This is a genomic window from Baekduia sp. (genome assembly GCF_035318805.1).
In the GTDB taxonomy this organism is placed as follows: Bacteria; Actinomycetota; Thermoleophilia; order Solirubrobacterales; family Solirubrobacteraceae; genus Baekduia.
In genome coordinates this window covers 74,721-95,264 of record NZ_DATHDY010000066.1, presented here as the reverse complement: position 1 = coordinate 95,264, position 20,544 = coordinate 74,721, and the positions used below count along the sequence as shown (strand labels likewise).

The 20,544-nt window shown below is 72.3% G+C and carries 20 protein-coding genes; 4 read left to right on the top strand and 16 right to left on the bottom strand.

What is annotated here, in order from left to right:
• Positions 1–36: 36 nt before the first annotated feature.
• The 5 genes from VK501_RS15455 to VK501_RS15435 all read right to left on the bottom strand — a co-directional run bounded on the left by VK501_RS15455 (position 37) and on the right by VK501_RS15435 (position 3,848).
• Complete coding sequence (locus VK501_RS15455; protein WP_324338825.1) at positions 37–213, bottom strand: hypothetical protein; 177 nt, start codon at positions 211–213, stop codon at positions 37–39.
• On the bottom strand, positions 210–1,634 hold the full coding sequence (locus VK501_RS15450) for a fenitrothion hydrolase (protein WP_324338823.1): 1,425 nt from the start codon (positions 1,632–1,634) through the stop codon (positions 210–212). The genes VK501_RS15455 and VK501_RS15450 overlap by 4 nt, the downstream gene beginning before the upstream one ends.
• Positions 1,631–2,110 (bottom strand): hypothetical protein, encoded by a 480-nt coding sequence (locus tag VK501_RS15445; protein ID WP_324338821.1) that lies wholly within the window; start codon positions 2,108–2,110, stop codon positions 1,631–1,633. Before VK501_RS15445 ends, VK501_RS15450 begins: the two co-directional genes overlap by 4 nt.
• Before the next feature lie 81 nt (positions 2,111–2,191).
• On the bottom strand, positions 2,192–2,944 hold the full coding sequence (locus VK501_RS15440) for a hypothetical protein (RefSeq protein ID WP_324338819.1): 753 nt from the start codon (positions 2,942–2,944) through the stop codon (positions 2,192–2,194).
• A 181-nt stretch (positions 2,945–3,125) separates the two neighbouring features.
• Positions 3,126–3,848: a hypothetical protein gene (locus VK501_RS15435; protein WP_324338817.1), complete on the bottom strand. Its 723-nt coding sequence runs from the start codon at positions 3,846–3,848 to the stop codon at positions 3,126–3,128.
• A gap of 161 nt (positions 3,849–4,009) precedes the next feature.
• On the opposite strand from VK501_RS15435, the gene VK501_RS15430 reads away from it, so the two are divergent.
• Entirely contained in the window at positions 4,010–4,756 is a 747-nt protein-coding gene (locus VK501_RS15430) for a DipZ protein (RefSeq protein ID WP_324338815.1), read from the top strand.
• On the opposite strand, the gene VK501_RS15425 is transcribed toward VK501_RS15430, so the two are convergent.
• Both VK501_RS15425 and VK501_RS15420 read right to left on the bottom strand, forming a co-directional pair.
• A complete protein-coding gene (locus VK501_RS15425) occupies positions 4,753–5,868 on the bottom strand; it encodes a hypothetical protein (RefSeq protein ID WP_324338813.1) in 1,116 nt (371 codons plus the stop codon). The genes VK501_RS15430 and VK501_RS15425 overlap by 4 nt on opposite strands.
• 33 nt (positions 5,869–5,901) lie before the next feature.
• Entirely contained in the window at positions 5,902–6,522 is a 621-nt protein-coding gene (locus tag VK501_RS15420; protein WP_324338811.1) for an ATP-dependent Clp protease proteolytic subunit, read from the bottom strand.
• A 74-nt stretch (positions 6,523–6,596) separates the two neighbouring features.
• Between VK501_RS15420 and VK501_RS15415 the strand changes: the two genes are divergently transcribed.
• Together VK501_RS15415 and VK501_RS15410 are read left to right on the top strand one after the other, a co-directional pair.
• Positions 6,597–7,013 (top strand): SRPBCC domain-containing protein, encoded by a 417-nt coding sequence (locus VK501_RS15415; protein ID WP_324338809.1) that lies wholly within the window; start codon positions 6,597–6,599, stop codon positions 7,011–7,013.
• A complete protein-coding gene (locus tag VK501_RS15410; protein WP_324338807.1) occupies positions 7,013–7,324 on the top strand; it encodes a winged helix-turn-helix domain-containing protein in 312 nt (103 codons plus the stop codon). Before VK501_RS15415 ends, VK501_RS15410 begins: the two co-directional genes overlap by 1 nt.
• 27 nt (positions 7,325–7,351) lie before the next feature.
• Here the strand turns inward: VK501_RS15410 and VK501_RS15405 are convergent, their stop codons facing one another.
• From VK501_RS15405 to VK501_RS15395, 3 genes are all read right to left on the bottom strand, one after another.
• A complete protein-coding gene (locus tag VK501_RS15405) occupies positions 7,352–8,053 on the bottom strand; it encodes a GGDEF domain-containing protein (protein WP_324338805.1) in 702 nt (233 codons plus the stop codon).
• 79 nt (positions 8,054–8,132) lie between these two features.
• Positions 8,133–9,104: a 4-hydroxy-3-methylbut-2-enyl diphosphate reductase gene (locus VK501_RS15400; RefSeq protein ID WP_324338803.1), complete on the bottom strand. Its 972-nt coding sequence runs from the start codon at positions 9,102–9,104 to the stop codon at positions 8,133–8,135.
• A 57-nt stretch (positions 9,105–9,161) separates the two neighbouring features.
• A complete protein-coding gene (locus VK501_RS15395; protein WP_324338801.1) occupies positions 9,162–10,196 on the bottom strand; it encodes a M28 family metallopeptidase in 1,035 nt (344 codons plus the stop codon).
• Between the two features lie 172 nt (positions 10,197–10,368).
• On the opposite strand from VK501_RS15395, the gene VK501_RS15390 reads away from it, so the two are divergent.
• Positions 10,369–11,835: a wax ester/triacylglycerol synthase family O-acyltransferase gene (locus tag VK501_RS15390; protein ID WP_324338799.1), complete on the top strand. Its 1,467-nt coding sequence runs from the start codon at positions 10,369–10,371 to the stop codon at positions 11,833–11,835.
• Here the strand turns inward: VK501_RS15390 and VK501_RS15385 are convergent.
• From VK501_RS15385 to VK501_RS15360, 6 genes are all read right to left on the bottom strand, one after another.
• Positions 11,832–12,176, bottom strand: a complete 345-nt coding sequence (locus VK501_RS15385) for a hypothetical protein (RefSeq protein WP_324338797.1) — start codon at positions 12,174–12,176, stop codon at positions 11,832–11,834. The genes VK501_RS15390 and VK501_RS15385 overlap by 4 nt on opposite strands.
• Positions 12,177–12,235: 59 nt before the next feature.
• Entirely contained in the window at positions 12,236–12,664 is a 429-nt protein-coding gene (locus VK501_RS15380) for a hypothetical protein (RefSeq protein ID WP_324338795.1), read from the bottom strand.
• A gap of 104 nt (positions 12,665–12,768) precedes the next feature.
• Positions 12,769–13,737: a VCBS repeat-containing protein gene (locus tag VK501_RS15375; protein ID WP_324338793.1), complete on the bottom strand. Its 969-nt coding sequence runs from the start codon at positions 13,735–13,737 to the stop codon at positions 12,769–12,771.
• A gap of 47 nt (positions 13,738–13,784) precedes the next feature.
• The gene (locus VK501_RS15370) at positions 13,785–18,236 is read right to left on the bottom strand and encodes a hypothetical protein (RefSeq protein ID WP_324338791.1); all 4,452 of its coding nucleotides are present in this window, start codon (positions 18,234–18,236) and stop codon (positions 13,785–13,787) included.
• A 304-nt stretch (positions 18,237–18,540) separates the two neighbouring features.
• Positions 18,541–18,969, bottom strand: coding sequence for a hypothetical protein (locus tag VK501_RS15365; protein ID WP_324338789.1), 429 nt, complete (start codon positions 18,967–18,969; stop codon positions 18,541–18,543).
• Positions 18,860–20,530 carry a S8 family peptidase gene (locus tag VK501_RS15360; protein ID WP_324338788.1) on the bottom strand — a complete coding sequence of 557 codons (1,671 nt, stop codon included), beginning with the start codon at positions 20,528–20,530 and terminating at the stop codon, positions 18,860–18,862. The genes VK501_RS15365 and VK501_RS15360 overlap by 110 nt, the downstream gene beginning before the upstream one ends.
• Positions 20,531–20,544: the final 14 nt, after the last annotated feature.

Genomic DNA, 20,544 nt, shown 5'->3' with positions numbered 1-20,544 from the left:
TCCAGCGCCGCGATCGGCGCATGCGCGACACCCCGTTCAGGGGCCCTGGCTCACCTCGATGTCGGAGACGTCGTCGTCGGGGTCGTCGTCGCCCCGGCGCCTGTCCTTCCAGCTCTGGTAGAGGAGCGCTCCGACGACGATGAGCACGGGCGCGAGGTACAGCAGCCCGGCGAGCCAGTGCCCGGCGTGCGCGAGGATCAGCGCCGGCGTCATTGCTGCGCCGCCGCGGAGAGGAGCCACAAACCGAGGCACGTGAAGGCGACCATCACCGCCAGCATCCAGTACTGCGAGCGCATCGCGTCGCGCGCCTTGGCGTAGAGCGCCAGCGCGCGGTCGTGCGCGAGCGTCAGGCCCGCGACGTGGCCGAGGACCAGCGCGCCCACCTGGACGTACCAGATGCCCGTCGCGCTGATCCATGTGTAGTTGATCCCGGTGGCCGCGGTGCCCAGCAGGTCGGATCCGTCGCCGAGCGGGTCGGACGCCAGCGCCGCGATGGCCTGGCCCTGATAGGCCAGGAGCGAGAAGTAGTGCGCCACGACGTAGGCCAGCGCGATCGGGATCAGCGTGTGCGCGAACGCGCCGGCCAGCTCGCCCGCCGGCCGCCGGCGCCCGACCGTCTGCATGCCCAGGATCCCGAGCCGGTAGAGCAGGCCGATCAGGCAGCACATGACGACGATGCCGACGGTCCCCGCCGCCTCGAGCGCATGCTCGGCGTTGAGGCCCAGGCTGGCGAAGAAGTCCTGCAGGTGGGGCACGATCGAGTTCCAGGTGGTGCCCTGCGAGAAGCCGTCGAAACTGGTCGTGCCGATCATCGTGCACAACAGCGCGACCGTCCCCGCGACGGGCCTCAGCGACGGGCAGCCGCCCAGCAGCGGGCGCGTGTAGAGCGCGCGGTCGCGCCAGTGCAGCGGCGAGACCCGTGCGAAGAACCCGAAGTAGACGCCGAACGCGTCGGCGCGGTTCGACCAGGCCTGCACGCCGTAGAGGCTCATGCCGACCAGCTGGACGGCCGCGTAGGCCAGCGCCATGACCGCAAGCTGCGACGGGTCGTCCTTGTTGGCGTACACCAGCTCGACCCACGCGAAGACCAGCACGCCGACCACGGCGGGCCAGCGGCCCAGCCACGGCGGGTAGGGCAGCGGCTCGGGCGCCGTGTCGCCGCCGAGGCGGCGCGCCGCCCACCCCGTCGCCTTGCCGATCGCCAGCCACGGGTTGAACGCGCGGAACACGTCGCCGAAGGCCGCGCTCAGGAACGGGATCGCGACCCAGAAGTAGACGTAGATGACCGTCGGCAGGATGTTGGCCGTCGCGGCCTGGGTTCCGGCGAACCCGGCGTAGACCGCGAACGCGAAGAACGCGACGCCCACGGCGCCGGCCAGCACCTCCAACACGCGCGGGATCGCGAAGCGGCGACGCTCGACGACCTGCTGCAGGCGCGGCTGCGCCCACAGCACCGCGAGGCCGACGAACGAGGCGACGAGCACGACCGCGGCGGCCCAGGCGAACAGCCAGCGCGGGATCGGAAGGTCCTGCTTGCCGACCAGACCGTGGGCCGACGCGGACGCCGGCAGGGCGAGCGCGACGGCGGCGACGCCCACGACCGCGCGCCGGGCGCGGCGGGCGGCGCTGCTCACGAGGGGTTGACCTCGAGCTCGGCGATCTGGGTGGCGTGGTTCTCGAGCTCGACCACGAAGCGTCCCTCGATCTTGGCCGGGATCGAGAAGGTCACCTTGCCGCCGGCGGTGACGTCCTTGTGCACGTCGTAGCCGTGGACGTGGATCTCGTCGGCCGTGTCTGACTGCACCGTGAACTTGATGGTGTCGCCCTTGGTGAACGTCAGGCGCTCGACGCCGCCCTGGGGCTTGGCGTCCACGACGCGGATGACCGGGATGGCCGGGGCCGCCGGCGTCGTGGTGGTGCCGGCCCCGCCCGCCGTCGTGTCGGCGCCGGCGGCGGCCGGCGTCGTCGCCGTCGCGGCGGGCGCGGTCGCTCCCGCGTCGGTGCGGTCCTGCTTCTTGCTCGTGTCGTCGGAGCCGCTGGAGATCACGAACGCCACCACCAGGACGACCACGGCGGAGGCCACGAGGGCGATGCGAGCGCGCGGCGACATGCGCACACCCTAGGAAAACGACGGGCCGGCAGTCGCACCGCCGGCCCGTCGCCTCGCGCCGGGCCGGTCAGCCCCGGCGGATCAGCACTTGCCGAGGGTCTTCGTCGCCGGGAACGAGGCGCCCTGCTCGTCGGTGAACGTCACCGTCATGTCGCGGTTGGCGTCCTTGCAGCCGGTCGACTCGATGTAGCCGACCTTCTCGCCCTTCTTGTTCTTCTTGACGATCGTCGACAGGCGCGCGTCGGCGTGGGTGACGGTGATGTCGAGCATCACCTGGTGGCGCAGCATCTCCGGGACGGTGAACTCCAGGCCGGCGAAGTCGCCCTTGGTCACGTACTTCATGTCGATCGCCTGGCGCAGCGCCACGGGGCACGTGGCCAGCTCGGACGACACGAACAGCGTCGCGTGGCCCTTGCCGCCGTTGAACAGCGCCAGCGACCCCTTGCAGCTCGACGCCGTCGACACCGGCTGGCCGGCGCTGCCGATCAGCGCGGTGAGCGATCCCGAGCCGATCTTCGACCCGGCAGGGCAGACGTCGGTGTCCGGGGTCGCCAGCGCGTTGATCTTGGCCGCCGAGCAGCCGGGGATCAGGTCGGTGTTGAGCCGGCCGCCCTCGTACATGATCGAGTACGTCTGGACCGGCGGGGTCTGGTTGCCGGACGGGTCCGACACGGTGAAGCTGAACGTCAGCCCGCCGGGCTTGGGCTTCTTCTTGCTGCCGCCGTGGACGGAGACCGTTCCGCCGACGTCGTAGGTCGTGGTCTGGGCGGTCGCGATGACCGCCATGCCGAGAACCGCGAGCGCGGTCGCGGCGAGCACTCGTGTGATGCGCACGTTGCCTTCTCCTCCTGGTGATGCGGGACGGCGCCACCTTCCTCGACCGGGGAATGCGGTGTCCCTACGACATCCGTCCAGTGCGCTGCCGGATGTGCTGCGCCGTAACGACGAGGGAGGGGCGGGCCAGATGGCCCGCCCCTCCGGGGACAGCAACTACTCGACGCTCGGAAGCGTCAGATCAGCACTTGCCAGCCTTGGCGTCGGCGGTGCTCGTGGCGCCGTCCTCAGCCGTGAAGGTGACCGTCACCTTGCGGGTGCTCTTGCAGCCGGTGGACGTGAAGACGCCCTTCGTGCCGCTGCCCTTGGCGATCGTCGAGGAGACGCTCGTGATGCCGGAGTCGAGGCCGGTAACCGGGTGCAGCAGGGTCGGCGGGACCGTGAAGGTCAGCGAGCCGCCGGTGGCGTCCGTGCTGAGCTTCGCGTCGATCGCCTGGTTGATCTGCGCGATGCAGTCCGGCGGGGTGCCGTGCAGGAAGAGCGCCAGGCTCTTCGGGCCCCCCGCGTAGATGTCGAGCTTCAGGTTGCACTTGGCGCCCGGGTCCACCGGGCCGCCGGCGGCGCCGACGAACGCGTTGACCTGACCGGTGCCGACCTTGGTGGCGGCGGCACAGCCGGCGTCCGACGCGGCGGCGTTGATGGACGCGGCGGTGCAGTACTTGCCCTTCGCGACGCCCTTGGTGTTGTACTTCAGACCGTCGAAGTGGATCTTGTACGTCTTGACCGGCGACGTCAGCGTGCTGTCGGGCGTGCTGATCTTGTAGTTGAAGACGACGCCGACGTGCTTCGGCTTCGCCTTCGTGCCGCCACTGGCGATCTTGCCGGTGACGCTGTAGACGTTGCTGCTCGTCTGTGCCAGCGCGACAGCAGCGAGACACAGCAGTGCGGCGACGGAAATCGCCATGAGTGAGACCTTACGCAAAAGCTTCTCCTCCAAGAGACTCGCGGGACGGGGTGCGCAGCTTATCCAGAACTTCGGGAGCGCAAGAGTTGCGGTGGGCGGAAGGACGCCGGTCCGTGCATGGCGGCTCTGGGCAACGGGCCGCTGCTACCGTCGCCCGCCTCGTGCGCGTCCCGACCGACACCATCGCCGCCCCGATGTTCCCCGCCGCCCTGAAGTGGCTGAACGTCGCGACCCTGCGGATGGACCAGCAGCGCGGCCGTCCGGTGCTCCTGGAGTTCTTCGACTTCTGCCGCCCGTCCTCGCTGCGCACGCTGCCATACCTGCAGCGCTGGCACGCGCGCTACGCCGAGGCGGGCCTCCGCGTGATCTCGGCCCACGCGCCGGGCTTCGCGCCCGCGCGCGACGAGCAGGCCGTGGCCGCGGCCGTGCAGCGGCTTGGCATCGAGCACCCGGTGCTGCTGGACACCGACCTCGCGCTCTGGAAGATCTACGAGAACCAGGGCTGGCCGGCGCGCTACCTCTTCAACCAGGATCTGCGGCTGTTCGAGGTGCACTTCGGCGAGGGCGGCTACCGCGAGACCGAGGAGGCCATCCAGGAGCTGCTCGGCACCGCGGGCGAGCTCGTGCCGCCGATCCACCCCGAGGACGATCCGGAGGCGCGGATCGTCGTCCCGACGCCCGACCAGGAGGGCGCGTACTCCGGGCCCTACGAGGCCGGCGCGGTCTGGGCGGTGCTGGAGGGCGCGGGAACGATCACGGTCAACGACGCGGAGCGTGCCGTGGACTTCACCGGCGCGCACCTGCTCGTCGACCACGGCCACCACGAGGCCGCGGTCCTCGAGCTCGAGGTCGGCGACGGCGTCACCTGCCACGCCGTGTGCTTCACACCGGGCCTGGCGCCGGCTTAGGCCTCGGCTTCCTCGCCGCCGTCCTCCCCTTCCTCCTCCTCGCCCGCCGAATCGCCCAGCAGGCGCAGCAGCTTGGGCGCGCCGGAGTCCTCCACGAGGATCGCGCCGCCCGGCCAGTACGGACTGCTCGGGCCGTCCGCGCTGGTGAACGCCGGCTCGTGCACCCAGCTGCCGGAGTTGTGCAGCCACGCGCCGGATTCGGTGCGCCACTCGGTCACGTCGTCGAACGGCAGCGGGCCGGTGCGGTGGCTGTGGCCGAAGATCACGTGCTCGGCCTCGACGCCCAGGCGGCCCACGACCTCGCCGATCGCCGTCAGCGAGTTGCGCCGCAGCGCCTCGCCGGACAGGTCGCCGCTGACCGGCCCGACGCCCAGGAGGTTCAGGCCGCGGATGCCGAGCGGGAAGACGGCGGTCAGCAGCCGCGCGCGCACCGGGCGATGACCGTCGCCCTGCAGCAGCTCATAGGCCTTGCCGGCCTTGCCCGCCCCCGCGCCCAGGCCGCCGGCGGCGGTCCGCTGCGCCGCGGCGTTGGTCCACGCGTACAGCGGCGCGAGCACGCGCTCGTAGTCCTCGGCCGTGGCCGGGTCCGGCACGGCGCCGACGAGGCGGCTCATCACCCCGGCGGCCAGCCGCTCGAAGGTCGGCACCGTGCCGTGCGGGTCGAGGTAGTGGCCGTGCAGCGCGTAGACGTCGTCGCGCAGCCACACGCCCGGGTAGGCGACGCCGACCGCCGCGCCGCCGGCGCCGAGCCAGCCGGCGACCCGGCGCGCGATCGTCGACGCCGTCTGCGCCTTGACGCGCGTCTCGAGGCCCAGCGGCCGGCGCCGGGCATCCAGCCACGGGCTCGCCAGCGCGTGGTCGTGGTTGCCGGCGACGAGGACGACCTCGGCGTCGGCGCGCAGCGCCCGCCCGATGTCCTCCAGCGCGGGCCGCGCCCCGGCCAGCGCCTCGCGCGCCGGGCCGTGGCGGAGCTCCAGCGTGTCGCCGAGCAGGACGAGCCGGTCGGCGCGGGCGACCTCCTCGAGCAGCGCGCCGCGGACGTCGGCGTCGCGCAGGACGTCGACGCCCGTGCGGCCGCCGAGGTGCAGGTCGGAGACGACGAGGCTGCGCATGCGCCGCCGAGGCTATCCGCCCCGGCGCGCGGCCTACGCCAGCCCCGCGGCGCGCCGCGCCGGGATCGCCTCCAGGCGGCTGGAGATCACGCGGTCGACGAGGCCGTACTCCACGCACTCCTGCGCCGTGAAGTAGCGGTCGCGCTCGATGTCGGCCTTGATGCGCGCCGCGTCCTGCCCGGTGTGCTCGGCATAGATCTCCTCGTAGCGGCGGCGCAGGGAGATCGCCTCGCGGGCGTGGATCTCCATGTCGCTCGACTGGCCCTGGTAGGAGCCGTGGGGCTGATGGATCAGGATCCGCGCGTTGGGCAGCGCGGCGCGCTTGCCCTCCGCCCCGCCCGCGAGCACGAGCGAGCCGCCCGACATCGCGATGCCGCAGCAGATCGTGGCGACGTCGCAGCGCACGAACTGCATCGCGTCGTAGATCGCCAGCGCCGCGTACGCCGAGCCGCCTGGCGAGTTGACGTACAGGTTGATGTCCTTGTCGGGGTCGTCGGCCTCGAGGTGCAGCAGCTGGGCGACGATCAGGTTGGCGATCTCGTCGTCGATCTGGCTGCCGAGGAACACGACGCGGTCGTTGAGCAGGCGGGAGTAGATGTCGAACGAGCGCTCGCCGCGGGGCGACTGCTCGACGACCATGGGCACGAGGGGCATGGGCTGGGCTCCTTGTCGTCTGTCGTAACGCAACCGTTTGGTTGCACGTCTCGATCACGGTAGCATCCGCAACCATGGAGTTGCACGAAGAGATGGGCGCCCTCCGGCGGGAGACGATCCTCGACGCTCCGCGCGACGCGGTCTGGCAGCTCGTCGCCGAGCCCGGGGGGCTCGCGGAGTGGCTGGCCGACGACGTGGACCTCCCCGCGGTCGAGCCGGGCGCCGAGGGCACCGTGCTCGAGGACGGCGAGCTGCGCCGCGTCACGATCGAGGAGGTCGAGGACGGGCGGCGGGTCGCGCTGTCGTGGTGCGCGCCGGGCGGCGAGCCGTCGCTGGTCGAGCTGACGCTCGACGACGCCGAGGACGGGCGCACGCGCATGGTCGTCGTCGAGGTGCCCATCGTGGCGTTGCGGGCCGTCGCGGAGCGCACGGTCCACGCGTCGGCGGCCGCGGGACGCACCCGCGGACCGCAGATGGCTGTCGCCGCCTGATGGAGCGCAGCGATCCCGGTCCCGTCTTCGCCGCCCTCGCCGACCCCACCCGCCGCGAGGTCGTCCGCCTGCTCGCCCACCGGCCGGGGCTGACCGCCTCGGCCCTGGCCGACGAGCTGCCGGTCAGCCGCCAGGCGATCGCCAAGCACCTCGCCCAGCTCCGCGACGCCGGCCTCGCCGAGGCCGAGCACGCGGGTCGCGAGACCCGCTACCGCCTGACGCCCGAGCCGCTGGCCGGCGCGATGGAGTGGATGGTCGCCGCCGGCGCGCAGTGGGACACGCGCCTGGAGCGGCTCAAGCAGCGGCTGTAGGGCCGTCGCCGCGCCGCTCGCGGTCGTTCAGACCCGCGAGGTCGCCGCGGTCGCCCATGCGGCCACCGTGCCGTCCTCGGAGAGCAGCGCTGCCGCGCGCCGGCGCTCCTTGGTGGCGCGCAGGTCCAGGTCGGCCTTCTCGAGCAGGTCGGCGGGCGTCGCGCCGTCCTGCGGGAAGACCGCCACGCCGATCGACGCGCGGACCGGCACGCGGTCGGCCGCCTCGATGGAGGTCAGCGCCGCCTCGATCCGGCGGGCGAGCATGACCGCGCCCTCCTCGTCGGACTCGGGCAGCAGGACCGAGAACTCATCGCCGCCCTGCCGGGCCACGACGTCGGTGCCGCGGACGTTCTCGACGAGCACGCGGCCGACCTCCTGGAGCAGGCGATCGCCCTCCGGGTGGCCGTGCGTCTCGTTGATCTCCTTGAAGCGATCGACGTCGAGCGTCAGCAGGGCGAAGCGCTGGGGGTCCGCGGCCGTGGCCGCGTGCAGGCGCTCGTGCAGCTCGCGGTAGTTGCCGACGCCGGTGAGGGCGTCGTGGCGCGACTCGCGCCGGTACTCGTGCCCGGCGCGCTCGGAGGCGCGGCCCTGGACGAGCGCGAGCGCCGCGAGGGCGGCGAAGCAGGCGGTGGCCGACGGCCACGCGGAGAAGCCCACGGCCGCGACGGTGCCGGCGGCGGCGAGCAGGGTGCGTGAGACCGCACCCACGATGGGGTTCCGGAGGGACATTCCACTCCGGTCGTCGGCTGCCGGACGTCCGGACTTGAGCCCGGAATGCCCTGCTTCGGCGAACCTTTCGCGGTCGCGCTCAGGCGCCGCTGGGCGCCGCGGAGGCCATGGCCTGGCGGATGGCCTTGGGCAGCATGAAGCGGACGTCCTCCTGGACGACCTGGAACTCCTCGACCTGCTCCACGCCGCGAGCGCGGAAGAAGTCGACGAGGCGCTGCACGAGCTCCTCGGGCGCGCTGGCGCCGGAGCTGATGCCGACGGTGCGCTTGCCCTCCAGCCAGGCCTCCTCGACCTCGCTGACGTCGTCGATCAGGTGCGACTCGGTGCCGAGCTCGCGCGTGACCTGCACGAGGCGGTTGGAGTTCGACGAGTTGCGCGAGCCGATGACCAGCAGCAGGTCGCAGTGCGAGGCCATCTGCTTGACGGCCGCCTGGCGGTTGGTCGTGGCGTAGCAGATGTCGTCCGTGCGCGGCCCGGTGATCGCGGGGAACTTCTCGCGCAGCCGGTTGATGATCGTGCGGGTCTCGTCGACCGACAGGGTCGTCTGCGAGATGTAGGCGATCTTCTCGGGATCGGCGACCTCGAGGGCGTCGACGTCGGCTTCGGTCTCGACGAGCACGATGTGCTCGGGGGCCTCCCCCATCGTGCCCTCGACCTCCTCGTGGCCGGCGTGGCCGATGAGGACGATCGTGTAGCCCTCGGAGGCGAACTTGACGGCCTCGCGATGGACCTTGGTGACCAGCGGGCACGTCGCGTCGATCGTCTGCAGGCCGCGCCGCTGCGCGTCGGCGTGGACGGTCGGCGAGACGCCGTGGGCGGAGAAGACGGTCGTCGCGCCCTCGGGGACCGTGTCGTTGAGCTCGTCGACGAAGATCGCACCGCGCTCGCGCAGCTGCTCGACGACGTGCTTGTTGTGGACGATCTCCTTGCGCACGTAGACGGGTGCGCCGTAGAGCTCGAGCGCACGCTCGACGGTCTGCACGGCGCGATCGACCCCGGCGCAGTACCCGCGCGGGGCCGCCAGGAGGAGCTTCTCGACAGTGGCGGCCATCGCCGACGATTGTAGGGCGCCCCGCCGGCCCGGCCGCTCCCGCCGGGACGCGATCGGTCAGCGGTCCCAGGTGCGCAGGAGCTCGACGAGCGTCTCGCCCACCGCGTCGACGCTGCCGGGCGACAGCTTGTCGTAGGTGTCCTGCACCGTGTCCTTGTAGCGGTAGCTCCAGTCGATGAAGTCGACCGCGGGGATGCCCGCGCGCAGGAACGGCGTGTGGTCGTCGATGATCCCGACCGAGGTGCGGGCGCCGAACACGTCGCCGACTCCGACGCGCTGGGCGGCGGCGCGGACGTCGTCCCAGAGCGAGGCCGTCGAGCTCGCCTCGCGCGGCAGGCGCACGCCCTTGTTGCCGATGTAGTCCAGCAGCAGCAGCGCCCGGATCTCCTCGGCGTGGATCTGCACGTAGGACTTGGAGCCGCGCAGGGCGTCGCGGTAGAAGTCGTCGGTCGGCGCGGCCTCCTCCTCGCCGTCGAAGAGCACGAAGCGGATGCCGGGCGAAACGGCGGTGCGCGGGAGCTTGGACAGCGCGCGCGAGAGCTCGACGACGGCGCCGACCGCGGCGGCCGCGTCGTTGGCGCCGACGAAGCCCTTGGGGTGGTACTCGCTGTCGTAGTGCGCGGCGATGACGATGACGGGACCCGGGCCGGGGAGCTCGCCGACGATGTTGCGCAGGCCGGGGTGCGCGGGGACCGGCTCGAACCGCCCGGCGGGCAGCTGCGCCTTCAGCTTCTCGGCGACCGCCCGCAGCGCCGGCGAGCCCGCCGGGCGCTGGCCGGCGTCGACCTGCATCTTGGCGATGGCCATCGCTCGCCCGGCGTCGAAGCGGTTGGCCGACGCGCCGGGGACGGCGCCCGGCTTGGTCGGCGCGACCGTGGCGTGGTCGCCTCCGCCGAGGAACGGGAAGCCGTGGACGGTCAGCGCGATCAGGCCGCCGAACAGCACCACCTGGCCGACGAGCGCCACCACGAGCAGCTTGACCGACAGCCTGCCGCCCTCCTCGGGCGGCGGCGCCGGACGGCTCGCGGGCTCGGCCGGCGGCTGGTCGGGCGCGTCGTCGCGCGCGCCGTTCGGCGCGTCCACGTCAGACATGTCGGGGAGGCGAACAGGCCATGGAGTGCACCGGCACGGTACCGGGCACGCCCGAACGCACGATGAACTGCTGGAGATCGCCGCGGGCGTGGCGCCCGCGACTCAACCTCCTGCACCGCTGGCAGTCCCGGAGTAGGCTGGCGCGAATCGAGAGAGATCGGGGGAGTCCGGGATGGCACAGCAGCATCTGGATCGGCTGACGGCAGTCGATGCGTCGTTCCTGGCCCAGGAGGGTCCCGCGTCGCACATGCACATCGGGGGCATCGTGCTGTGCGACGGTCCGCCGCCGCGGTTCGAGGAGATGCTCGACCACGTCCGCTCGCGGCTGCACCTGGTGCCGCGCTACCGCCAGCGCCTCGCGCAGCCGCCGCTGGAGACCGGCCGCCCGCTGTGGGTCGACGACCCCACGTTCAACCTCGAGTACCACGTGCGCCAGACCGCGCTGCCCGCCCCGGGCAGCGAGGGGCAGCTCATGCGCCTCGTCGCGCGGATCATGTCCCAGCAGCTGGACCGCTCCAAGCCGCTGTGGGAGATGTGGATCGTCGAGGGTCTCGACGACGGCGGCTTCGCGCTCATCACCAAGACCCATCACTCGCTCATCGACGGCATCTCGGGCGTGGACCTGGCGACGGTCATGTTCGACCTCACCCCCGTGCCCGCCGAGCCTCCCCACCCCGACGAGCCGTGGCAGCCGCACACCGAGCCGACCGGCGCCGAGCTGGTCGCCGGCGGCGCGCTCGGCCTGGCGAAGGTCGCGGCCGGGGCCGTCGCCGGCGCGCTGGGGATGGTCCGCAACCCGCAGGCGACGCTGCGCGCCCTGACCGTCGCCGCCGAGGGCGTCGGCGAGGTCGCGTGGGCCGGCCTGAACCCCGCCCCCGAGACGCCGCTGAACGTCCCGATCGGCCCGCATCGTCGCTTCGCGGTGGTGCGCAACCGGCTCGACGACTTCAAGGTCGTCAAGAACGCGTTCGGCGGCACCGTCAACGACGTGGTGCTGACCGTCGTCAGCGGCGCGCTGCGCGACTGGCTGCACGCGCGCGGCGTGCGGACCGAGGGCCTGGAGCTGCGGGCGCTCGTCCCGGTCTCCACCCGCACGAGCTCGGAGCGCAACGAGCTGGGCAACCGCATCGCCGCGATGCGCGGTCCCCTGCCGGTCTACATCGACGACCCGATCGCGCGGCTGCGCGCCGTCAAGGCGTCGATGGACGGGCTGAAGGAGTCCAAGCAGGCCGTCGGCGCCGAGGTCCTCGCCGGCGTGCAGAGCTTCGCCCCGCCGACGATCCTCGCCCAGGCCTCGCGGCTGAACTTCTCCACGCGCCTGTTCAACCTGATCGTGACCAACGTGCCGGGGCCGCAGATGCCGCTCTACGTGCGCGGACGCGAGATGACCGACGTCTTCCCCGTGGCGTTCCTGCCCAAGGACCATGCCTTGGCGATCGCGATCATGTCCTACAACGGGCAGATGAACTTCGGCCTGCTCGGCGACTACGACGCCGTGCCCGATCTCGACCGCATCGCGGACGGCATCGAGGCGTCGCTGGCCGAGCTGGTGGCGCTGGCGCGTCGGCGGACGGCTCCGCCGCGGTCGTCGTCCAACGGCGCGCGCCGGGACGGCACGCCCGTGGGCAGCGCCGGTTAGCGTCCCGGCGGCGCGGGCCGCGCGTGCCAGAGGGCGACGACGATCTTCCCGCCGCGCGGGTCGCGGGCGGCGAGGTTCGCCCGCGCGCTGACGAGATAGGTGAACCTGAGCGGCAGGCGCTGCGGCCAGCGGCCCCAGCGGCGCGGCGAATGGAACCTGGTCCGCTCGTCGGTCTGGAAGGTGCGGTGCACCAGCACGTCGTCGCGGCCGCGTCGGCGGAACACCAGGTCGGCGAGCCCGTCTCCGGTGACGTCGGCGAGCACGAAGGTGTATGCCTTGGGCCACCGGCCGATGCCGGCCGTCAGCGGCTGCGGGCCGAGCGCGTCCCGGGTCACGCTCACCCGCCCGGTGCGCCGGTCGCGCACGACGATGTCCGCGAGGTCGTCGCCGTCGAAGTCGCCTAGGGGCGTTCGAGGCGCCGCGACCGGCCCGGACGCTTCCGAGCGACGACGCCGACGTCCGCGTCTGGGGATGCACGGATCACGGACACGGCGCGGCCCGCGCGCACGATCAGGTCGTCGCGGTTGTCGCCGTCCACGTCGCCGACCTGCACGTCCACCCCGACCGCCGGCCCTGGACGCGCGGCGTACGCCGCGAAGCGGCCGTCGACATACGGGGCCACCAGCGGCCGCCCGCCGCGGTCGCGCGCGAGAGCCTGGGGCACCTGGCCGTCGAAGACGCCGAAGACCGCCGGGCCGGCCGGCGACGGGTCGCTCACCGCCTTCGCCGGCCCGAAGCAGCAGTCGGGGCCGTACGTCGCCGCGTCCGCACCGATGGGCGCGACCGTGAAGCTGACCGCCACGAGGGCGCCGCCGAGCCATCCGCGCATCGGTGTCATGTCCTCATCAACGCGGCGGGCCGGACGAGTTCCGGCGATCACGGCCGCTGGGCCGTGGCGGTGGCGCACGAGGACGAGGTCGAAGAGCGGGCCGCCTAGGACGAAGACGCGAGTCGTGCGCGAGACAGCGCGACCATGATCCGGCCGGTGCGCGGGTCGCGGGCGGCGAGGCCGGCGCGGACGCCGTTGAGATAGGCCGTCGTCAGTGGCAGGCGCCGATCCCACCGCCCCCAGCGCCGCGCCGTGTGGAAGCTCGTCGTTTCGTCGGTCTGCAACGCGCGTCGCACGAAGACGTCGTCGCTGCCCTTCGCCCGGAACACGAGGTCGGCCAGCCCGTCGCCCGTGACGTCCGCCGACGCCAGTTGCGCGCCCGCCGGAATCCGCCAGTCAGCGTGGCGCCGCTCGAACTCGGTGGCGATCGAAAAGCCGACCCGCACGCGCCCCGTGCGAGCGTCGACGCCGACCGCGTCGTCCTGGCCGTCGCGGTCGACGTCGGCGATCATGAACGTGTAGGCCATCGGCCAGCGCCCGGCCGCTACGGTGATCGCATCCTTGCCCAGGGCGTGCTCGGTCACGCGCACCCGCCCGGTGCGCCGGTTGAGCACGATGATGTCGAAGGCTTCGTCCCCGTCGAAATCGCCCACACGCCACTCGGCGTCGGCGTGCGGGAGCGTCGAAACCCGCCGAGGCGCCTCGAACGCCGTCCCGATCGACCGCACCACCGACACGACGAGGCCGTCGCGCTCGACAAGGTCCTCGACGCCGTCCCCATCGACGTCTCCGACCTGCAGATCGCGCGCGACCACCGGCCCGGGCCGGGCGCTCGGCGGCCCGAAACGCCCGTCGACGAACTGCGCGACGAACAAACCTCCGCCGCTATCGCGCACGAGCGCCTCAGGCACCCCGTTGTCGAAGACGCCGAAGACGGGCTGGCCGGCCGGCGTGGGCGCGCTCACCGCCGCGGCCGGCGCGAAGCAGCAGTCGGGCCCGTAGCTCGCCGCGGCCGCCGCGCAAGGGACGCCGATGCTCGCTACGAGCATCGTGCTGAGGAACCATCCACGCATCGATCGCATGTCCTTACCAACGTAGCGGCGTCGAGTGAGTTGCGGCGTCACGGACACGGCACGCCGGCCTGTTGCGCCGGGAAGTGCTTCCCCTTCAGCTCCTTGTAGAGCTCGCAGTAGGCGCTGCGCTGCTGCGCGCCGTCGGTGTATCCGGGCACGGACGTCTTGCCGTAGGCTCGCACCCCGATAGCGTCGCTCCAATCCGACGCCCAGACAGGTGCGACGAGGCCGGTGTCGAACTGGGCGCGGAAGTCCGGATGCGTTCCTACGGGCGGGTACGGCACGTTCGTGCTGGGGTCCGCCGACCAGCCCGACTCCGACAATGTGTGGATGGTCAGCCAGCGCGCATCCGCGACCTGAGCCTGGTAGATCGCCCCCGCGTGGACGCCGCCCTTGTCGGTGAAGTACTTGGCCCGCGTGGCCTCCGTCTTCCACTTCGTGCGGTTGGCCTTCGATCCGCCGCTGGCCTTGGCGCCGACCGGGAGGTTCAAGTACCCGAACTCGGTGATGAAGAGCGGCGCCTTGGCGCCACCCGGCGTTCGCAGCCAGAACGCGCCGGACGTGTCGTTCCCGTTTGGCCCACGCCTGTCGCGCAGGTCGGTCAGCGCCTCGAGCACACCGACGCGGTTGCGGTTCCCGTTCACGGCGGCCGTCAACGGCGCGCGCAACTTGCCGATCCCGACCTGCCCGCTCGGCCCACGATGATCCGGTGGGCCGATGTGTTGGTAGGCGTGCAGCGCGAGACCGAGGGCAACGATCGGCGCCGATGTCGTCGACGTGGGCCTGAGCACCTCGTACAGGTAGTCCAATGCGCTGTAGCCGCCGGGCCGCGGAGAGCCCGCGCCCGTCGGCGAGTCGTTCGTCCTCTGCTCGGAGAGCTCGCCGATGAAGACACGGACGGCGTCGGACAGTGGATCCGTGCAGGTCGTCGGGACCTGATGTGCCTCGCAGTAGCCGAGTTGAGCCGCCCGGTACCCCGCGACGTAGAGGCTGCGGTACCGCGCGGCCGTCAGCAGCTGGCGAGGTTGGCCGGACGGCGCCGTGCCGGTGACCGAAAGGAACTGGTGGCTCGGCAGGTTCGGCTCGTTCCACAGCGAATAGCTCGCCGGCTTCCCCTTGTCCGGCGGCCGCGTCTCGAAGTGGTTGACCGCCGCCCGCACGAACGCCGCGAACCGCGCGGAGTCAGGGTTCAGGCCGGTGGGCGCCACGGTCGAGTCGCAGTCGCGCGCGTTGCCGTCGTAGTTGGCCGGATCGCTCGGGTTCGACGGGTTGGGGCACTGCCGCCCGGTCTGCCCGGTGAGCGTGAGATGAACGCCCAGGGTGCCGCACGCCGGGTTGTTGCCGACGTGGGTCGACGTGATCGTGTCGACCGCCGTATCAAGCTTGTCCCAGAAGTAGCGCGGCGTCACGCCGGCCTTGTTCTCGTGCGCACCCCAGTAGACGGTAAGGCGGACCACCTCGGTACCGAGCGCGGCTATCCGTTCGACGGTGTGCTGGATGCCGAGGGGCGCGTCCGGGCCTTCGTTCTGGTGGTAGAGCAGCCGGCCGTCGTCCATCATCGCGACCTTCATCGTGCTCGCGTTCTGGCACTCGAGTGGCAAGGCGGCGAGGGCCTGCGGCGTGGCGGACGGGGCCGGGACCGGATCATTTGCCGTGGATGCGCCGGGCGGGGTCCGACCGTGCGACACCGCGACGTACAACGCGTTGCTGCCGGTGTCGCGCGCCACGACATCCTCAGCGCCGTCGCCGGTCGCGTCCGCCGTCGTCACGGCGCGCGTCTGGGGCCAGTCCGCCCAGACCTGCCCCGCGTCGAACGTGGTACTCGCGTCGTCCTGTGTGGCAGTGCGGACGAGCACCTGGCTCGATCCGCTCGCGCGGTAGATCAGGTCGGCGAGGCCGTCGGCGTTGACGTCGCCCACCGCGAAGTCCGCGTTGGCGGCGATGTTCCACGGGCCGTTGCGCGTCTCGAAGTCCGCCGCGACCGAGAACCCCACCTTCACCGTCCCGGCGGCGATGTTGCGCCCCACCGCGTCGTCGGTGCCATCGCCGTCGACGTCATTGAGGATGAATGTGTCGCCCGGCGTCCAGGTGAGCGCGGAGTCGATGCGCTGCAGCGCGAGCGTCCCGTTCGTCAGCACGATCTGGATCACGCCGGTCGAGGGGTTCTCTCCGACGACGTCGCCGAGTTGGTCGCCGTTGACGTCGCCGAAACGCAGCGTCGCCAACGACGGCGCCATCGTCGTGAGCGTCGTCGCCGCGGCGAACGTCGAGCCGGTCGACTTGCTCAGGAACACGTTGCCGGCACTATCACGGCCGACGAGGTCGTCGCGGTTGTTGCCGTCGATGTCATATAGGTGGAAGTCGCGGGTCGTCGCCCACGTCCCCCAGCTCGATGGCGCGCCCGGGCCCGCCGGCCCGGCGAGCTGGACCGTGATGGCGCCGGTCGACGTGTTGCGCACCACCGCGTCGTCCAAGTCGTCGCCGTTGACGTCGGCGTAGCGGATGTCGCCGGCGGGCAGTGCGGCGCCCCAGCTGAGGGCCGTGGCAAAGCAGCAGTCCGCCGTGATCGAGAAACTCGTGGTGGACGAGTTGCCTAGCTGGTCGGCGGCGGTTACCGAGATCGTGTGCGGCCCATAGCCGTACAGGCCCGGCTGAAAGACCCAGGATCGCGACAGCGAGCAGCTTCCCATGGCCGCGGCGCACGGCTGGTTGCCGGAGCCGTCGACGGTCGTCCCGTCAACCTTGATGGTGATCGAGCGTGCGCCGGACTGGGCGGTGGACCGGGCGCCGGCGTTGCCGTCGGTCGCGGTGACGCTCAATCCGTAGCTGCCGGCGTCCACGCCGGTGTTGCGGGCGTTCCAGGCCGCACCAGACAGCGTAATCGCGGGCCCCGTTCGGTCGACCTTGACATCGGCGGTCGGCAGCCCTGGGCTGGGGCCGTTGCCGGCCGGATCGGTCCCGGAGGCCGTGATCGCCCAAACCCCGTCCGGGAGGTTGGAGATCGTGGTCGAGGCGTAGACCGTGCTCGTCGAGCAAAGGGTGTTGCTCTCACAATAGTTGCCGACGGTGCGTGCTCCCGACCACGACGGCACGGCAGGCGCCGCGATTGTCACGGCCTGGAGGCCGAGGCCCGGGTCGCTGCCCGACGCGGAGATCGCGGCGCCCGTGTTGTTCGTCCAGCCCGTGGGCGCACTCAGAGACATGGCAGGGACGTCATCGTCCCTCAGCGCGAGCACCAGCACCCCGACGTGCTGCTGGAAGTAGCCGCGAGCGCCCCCGCCGTACATGGAGATGCCGTATGTCGCCGCGTTGCCCGGCGTGCCCGGGGTTGTCGTCCAGTTGCCGACGTTGGTCACCCAGCTGCGGTAGCTGTCGCAGCGGAACGAGCTGCCGCCTTCGTCGTAGGGCGCACCAGGGGTCGGCGGTTGCGCGAAGACGGCGACCCAGGAGCACGTCGCGGGTCCACCGGCCACGTTGGCGCCGCTGTCGTGGTCCATGTTCTCGGCATGGATCTGCAGGATGCGGGCCGTGCGCCCCGCGAGGCTGAAGTACCAGTAGGCGTACTCGCCATCCGGGTAGTAGAAGGGCGCCTGGCCAGCCTGATAGGTGCTGATCCCCTGATACATGCCCTCGCCCCAGCCACCGTTGCCGTAGACCTGCCAGTAGTGGCTGGGCTGCGGACTGTAATAGTTCCAATGCCGGATGGACAAGTCCTGGTAGTAGCGCTGGTCGTTGATGATGGGGTCGACGGTGATCGGCCACGCAACCGGGATGCCCGCATGCGCAACGTGCAGGCTCAGCCGCCCGCCGTCCAGGCGCCAGGCGGTGCGGAACGGCGTGTTCTCGGCGTCCCAGGCGTACGGCGCGCCGACGGTTCCCACGACGGCCCCTGTCGCGTCGAGCACGCGGACCGAGCCGTCCGCCGCGGCGCCGGCCCCACCAACGCCAGTGACGAGCTCGAGGCGTCCGCGGGCGGGCTGCTCGACTGCTACCGGGAAGTCCTCCGGCGCCGCGTCTGAGCGCAGCGCCCACAACAGCTGCGCGCCCGAGCTCGTCGGGCGCGCGACCACATCGGTGTCGCTGAAGGCGTTCGGCCAGGCGACAGACGCATCATCGAGCGCTGTCGCGGTCACGTCCGCGGCGGCCGTCACGCGGACCGCGAAGCGCCCGACCGAGATGCCATCGGACAGGCGCTCGGGAAGCGTGATGGGAGCGATGGGGTTCACCGCCGCAAAGCCCGTGCCAGAGGGTCGCACGTGCAGGTCGACCGGTGCCAGCAGCCCGGTCCGCGGGTCGCGGGCGCGCAACGGCGCCGTAGAATCGACGACGGCCTTGCGCCCGTTCGCGGCCTGGACGACGGCGACATGGTCGCCGTCGCGGTAGTCGGCCACGCGGCCCCCTGCTCCGACGATGTCACCGGTCCAGGGCTCGGCGAGCACGACGTCGCCCAGACGGGCGCGCAGCGCCTCGACAGCCGCGCCGTCGGAGAGGTTTGGCATGGCGGTCGTCGGCACGGTCGGCCGGGTTCCACTGGCAGCGCGGGCGAGAAGCAGTGGCGACGGCACGGCGACCTGTGGAACGGGCGGCGGCGGAGTGCCCTGAGCGGCGCTGGCGGCGACGACCGAGGAGGCAGCGACGAGGGCGGCCGCGACCCCGGGCAGAAAACAGCAACGACGAACAGGCACGGCGGACCCCCCACGAGGTTGCAGTACGGGCTCGGCGAGAGCCGCCGAGCCGTGCCGCTGAGCAAACTCGATTTCGCAGCTTAAGTCAACAGACCACATCGCAGTGGCCCGTTGAGCGCTACACCGCGAGCATCGGTGACTCCGCCTTGGCGAACGTCAGCTCGCCGTCGGCCGCGTCGACCACGACCATGTCGCCCTCGCGGAGCCCGCCCTCGAGGATCCCGAACGGGAGCTGGTGGACCAGGCGCTTCTGGATGACGCGCTTGAGCGGGCGGGCGCCGTAGGTCGGGTCGTAGCCGAGGTCGCCGAGCAGCGTGCGGGGGCGGCCGCGCGTGCGCCTTCTCGATCTCGTCGAGCAACACCACCGTGTAGTGGGTCGCGCGGGAACGTTCGCCGGACGGGATTTCCGGTGAGACGTTTCCGCGTGGCCACGAGCGCTAACGCCGGGCCACGCGCACGCTGGCGTCCGCCTTGGCGGGCGGCGCCTCGCGGTTGCCCGCGTGGTCGACGGCGATCGTGAAGTAGCTGTAGCGCTGCCCGCGCACACCACGCAGGCGCAGGGAGTGCGCGCTGGTCTTGGCGATGCGGCGGGCGGTCCGGCCGGCGGTCGAGCGCCACACCTCGAAGTGATCGATGCCCGAGGCCACGACGCCCGCTACGCCGTCGTCGGCGCCGCGCCAGCGCAGCAGGATCGAGCGGCCGCGGACCGTCGGCCGCTGCAGCTGCGAGTTGGGCGCGTGTGCGTCGACCGAGCGCGCGGCCGCGACAGCGGCGCCCGCGTTCAGGATCCCCCAGCCCAGCTCGGGCGACCACGCCTCCGACGGCCGCTGCGCGGTCTGCTTGATGAGGCGCACGACGTCGGCCGGCGGAAGGTCGGGGTTCAGATGGCGCATGAGCGCCGCGACGCCGCTGACGACCGCGGCGCTCATCGAGGTCCCCGCGAGGTAGGCGTAGCGGTCGTCGCCGGCGTAGGTCGTGCGGCAGTGGCAGGGCGGCTCGTCGAGGTCGGGGTTGCCGCGCTCCAGGGCCGTCGTCGGCGTCGGGAAGGCGCCGAGCAGGCCGTCCGAGCCGCCCGGACCGTACGTGCCGTAGGCGGCCATGGAGATCTGACCGCCCCGGCCGGCGAACGAGGCGCGCGCGTCGGAGGCGTCGGCGGCCGTGACCGACAGCCCCAAGTTGCGGCTGAGGTCGCCGCCGGTGTCGGTCGGCTGCAGGACGTCGGCCGGGTAGCCCTGCTCGCGTGTGGGCTCGTCGGCGGCGGCGGCGACGAGGACCGAGCCCTTGGCGTTGGCGTACTCGAGCGCCTTGACGAAGGCGTCGCCCGCGGGTCGCCGGCCGTCGGTCCCGAAGCTCATGTTGATGGCCTCGGCGCCGTTGTCGGCCGCCCAGATGACCGCCTTGGCGACGCTGCCCTCGCTGAGGTCGCTCTTGGCGATCAGGAGGTCGCAGCCGAAGCCGCTGCCGGCGATGCCGAGGCCGTTGTCGGGCTGGGCACAGGCCAGCGACGCGACGTGCGTGCCGTGGCCGTCCTCGTCGACGGTCGGTGGACCGTCCCCGAAGGTGTCGTCGAAGTCGGCGCTCGCGACGATCTTGTTGGTGAGGTCGGGGTGCGTGGCGTCGGCGCCGGTGTCGATGACCGCCACTCGGGCGCCGTCGCCCCGGGCGAGGTCCCACGCGGCGGGCAGGCCCTCGCGCGCCGCCCACCACTCCGTCACGGTCCCGTTCTCGCCGCGCTCGGACGAGGTGAAGGCCGGGTCGTTGGGCACGTAGCGGAGCGTGAACCGCTGCTCGGCATGGACCTCGGCGACCTGCGGGTCGCGACGCAGGCGGGTGGCGAGCGTGTGGAGCGAGGTGCCGCCGGCGGCGCGCACGCCGACGGTCCGCAGCTGCGGGATCGTCAGCTGCGTCGGCTGGGCGCCCGTGCGCGCGGCGACGGCCCGGGCGGCCGAGGCCTGCGCCTGGCCGGCGGGCGGCGGCTTCAGCGTGACGAGCAGCCGGCCGGTGGTCGGCGTCGCCGCAGGCTGGGGCTGGCCCGAGGATGCGGCGAGCGCGGCTGCGGGGACGGCCAGCAGCCCGGTGATCGCTGCCGGAAGGAGCGCCCACCGCATCAGAGATCCCGGAA

Coding starts and splice junctions, on each gene's coding strand:
- VK501_RS15455 (WP_324338825.1), bottom strand. CDS start 213: ATGACGCCGGCGCTGATCCTCGCGCACGCCGGGCACTGGCTCGCCGGG.
- VK501_RS15445 (WP_324338821.1), bottom strand. CDS start 2,110: ATGTCGCCGCGCGCTCGCATCGCCCTCGTGGCCTCCGCCGTGGTCGTC.
- VK501_RS15435 (WP_324338817.1), bottom strand. CDS start 3,848: ATGGCGATTTCCGTCGCCGCACTGCTGTGTCTCGCTGCTGTCGCGCTG.
- VK501_RS15425 (WP_324338813.1), bottom strand. CDS start 5,868: ATGCGCAGCCTCGTCGTCTCCGACCTGCACCTCGGCGGCCGCACGGGC.
- VK501_RS15420 (WP_324338811.1), bottom strand. CDS start 6,522: ATGCCCCTCGTGCCCATGGTCGTCGAGCAGTCGCCCCGCGGCGAGCGC.
- VK501_RS15415 (WP_324338809.1), top strand. CDS start 6,597: ATGGAGTTGCACGAAGAGATGGGCGCCCTCCGGCGGGAGACGATCCTC.
- VK501_RS15410 (WP_324338807.1), top strand. CDS start 7,013: ATGGAGCGCAGCGATCCCGGTCCCGTCTTCGCCGCCCTCGCCGACCCC.
- VK501_RS15405 (WP_324338805.1), bottom strand. CDS start 8,053: ATGTCCCTCCGGAACCCCATCGTGGGTGCGGTCTCACGCACCCTGCTC.
- VK501_RS15400 (WP_324338803.1), bottom strand. CDS start 9,104: ATGGCCGCCACTGTCGAGAAGCTCCTCCTGGCGGCCCCGCGCGGGTAC.
- VK501_RS15395 (WP_324338801.1), bottom strand. CDS start 10,196: ATGTCTGACGTGGACGCGCCGAACGGCGCGCGCGACGACGCGCCCGAC.
- VK501_RS15390 (WP_324338799.1), top strand. CDS start 10,369: ATGGCACAGCAGCATCTGGATCGGCTGACGGCAGTCGATGCGTCGTTC.
- VK501_RS15380 (WP_324338795.1), bottom strand. CDS start 12,664: ATGCGCGGATGGCTCGGCGGCGCCCTCGTGGCGGTCAGCTTCACGGTC.
- VK501_RS15375 (WP_324338793.1), bottom strand. CDS start 13,737: ATGCGTGGATGGTTCCTCAGCACGATGCTCGTAGCGAGCATCGGCGTC.
- VK501_RS15370 (WP_324338791.1), bottom strand. CDS start 18,236: ATGCCAAACCTCTCCGACGGCGCGGCTGTCGAGGCGCTGCGCGCCCGT.
- VK501_RS15360 (WP_324338788.1), bottom strand. CDS start 20,530: ATGCGGTGGGCGCTCCTTCCGGCAGCGATCACCGGGCTGCTGGCCGTC.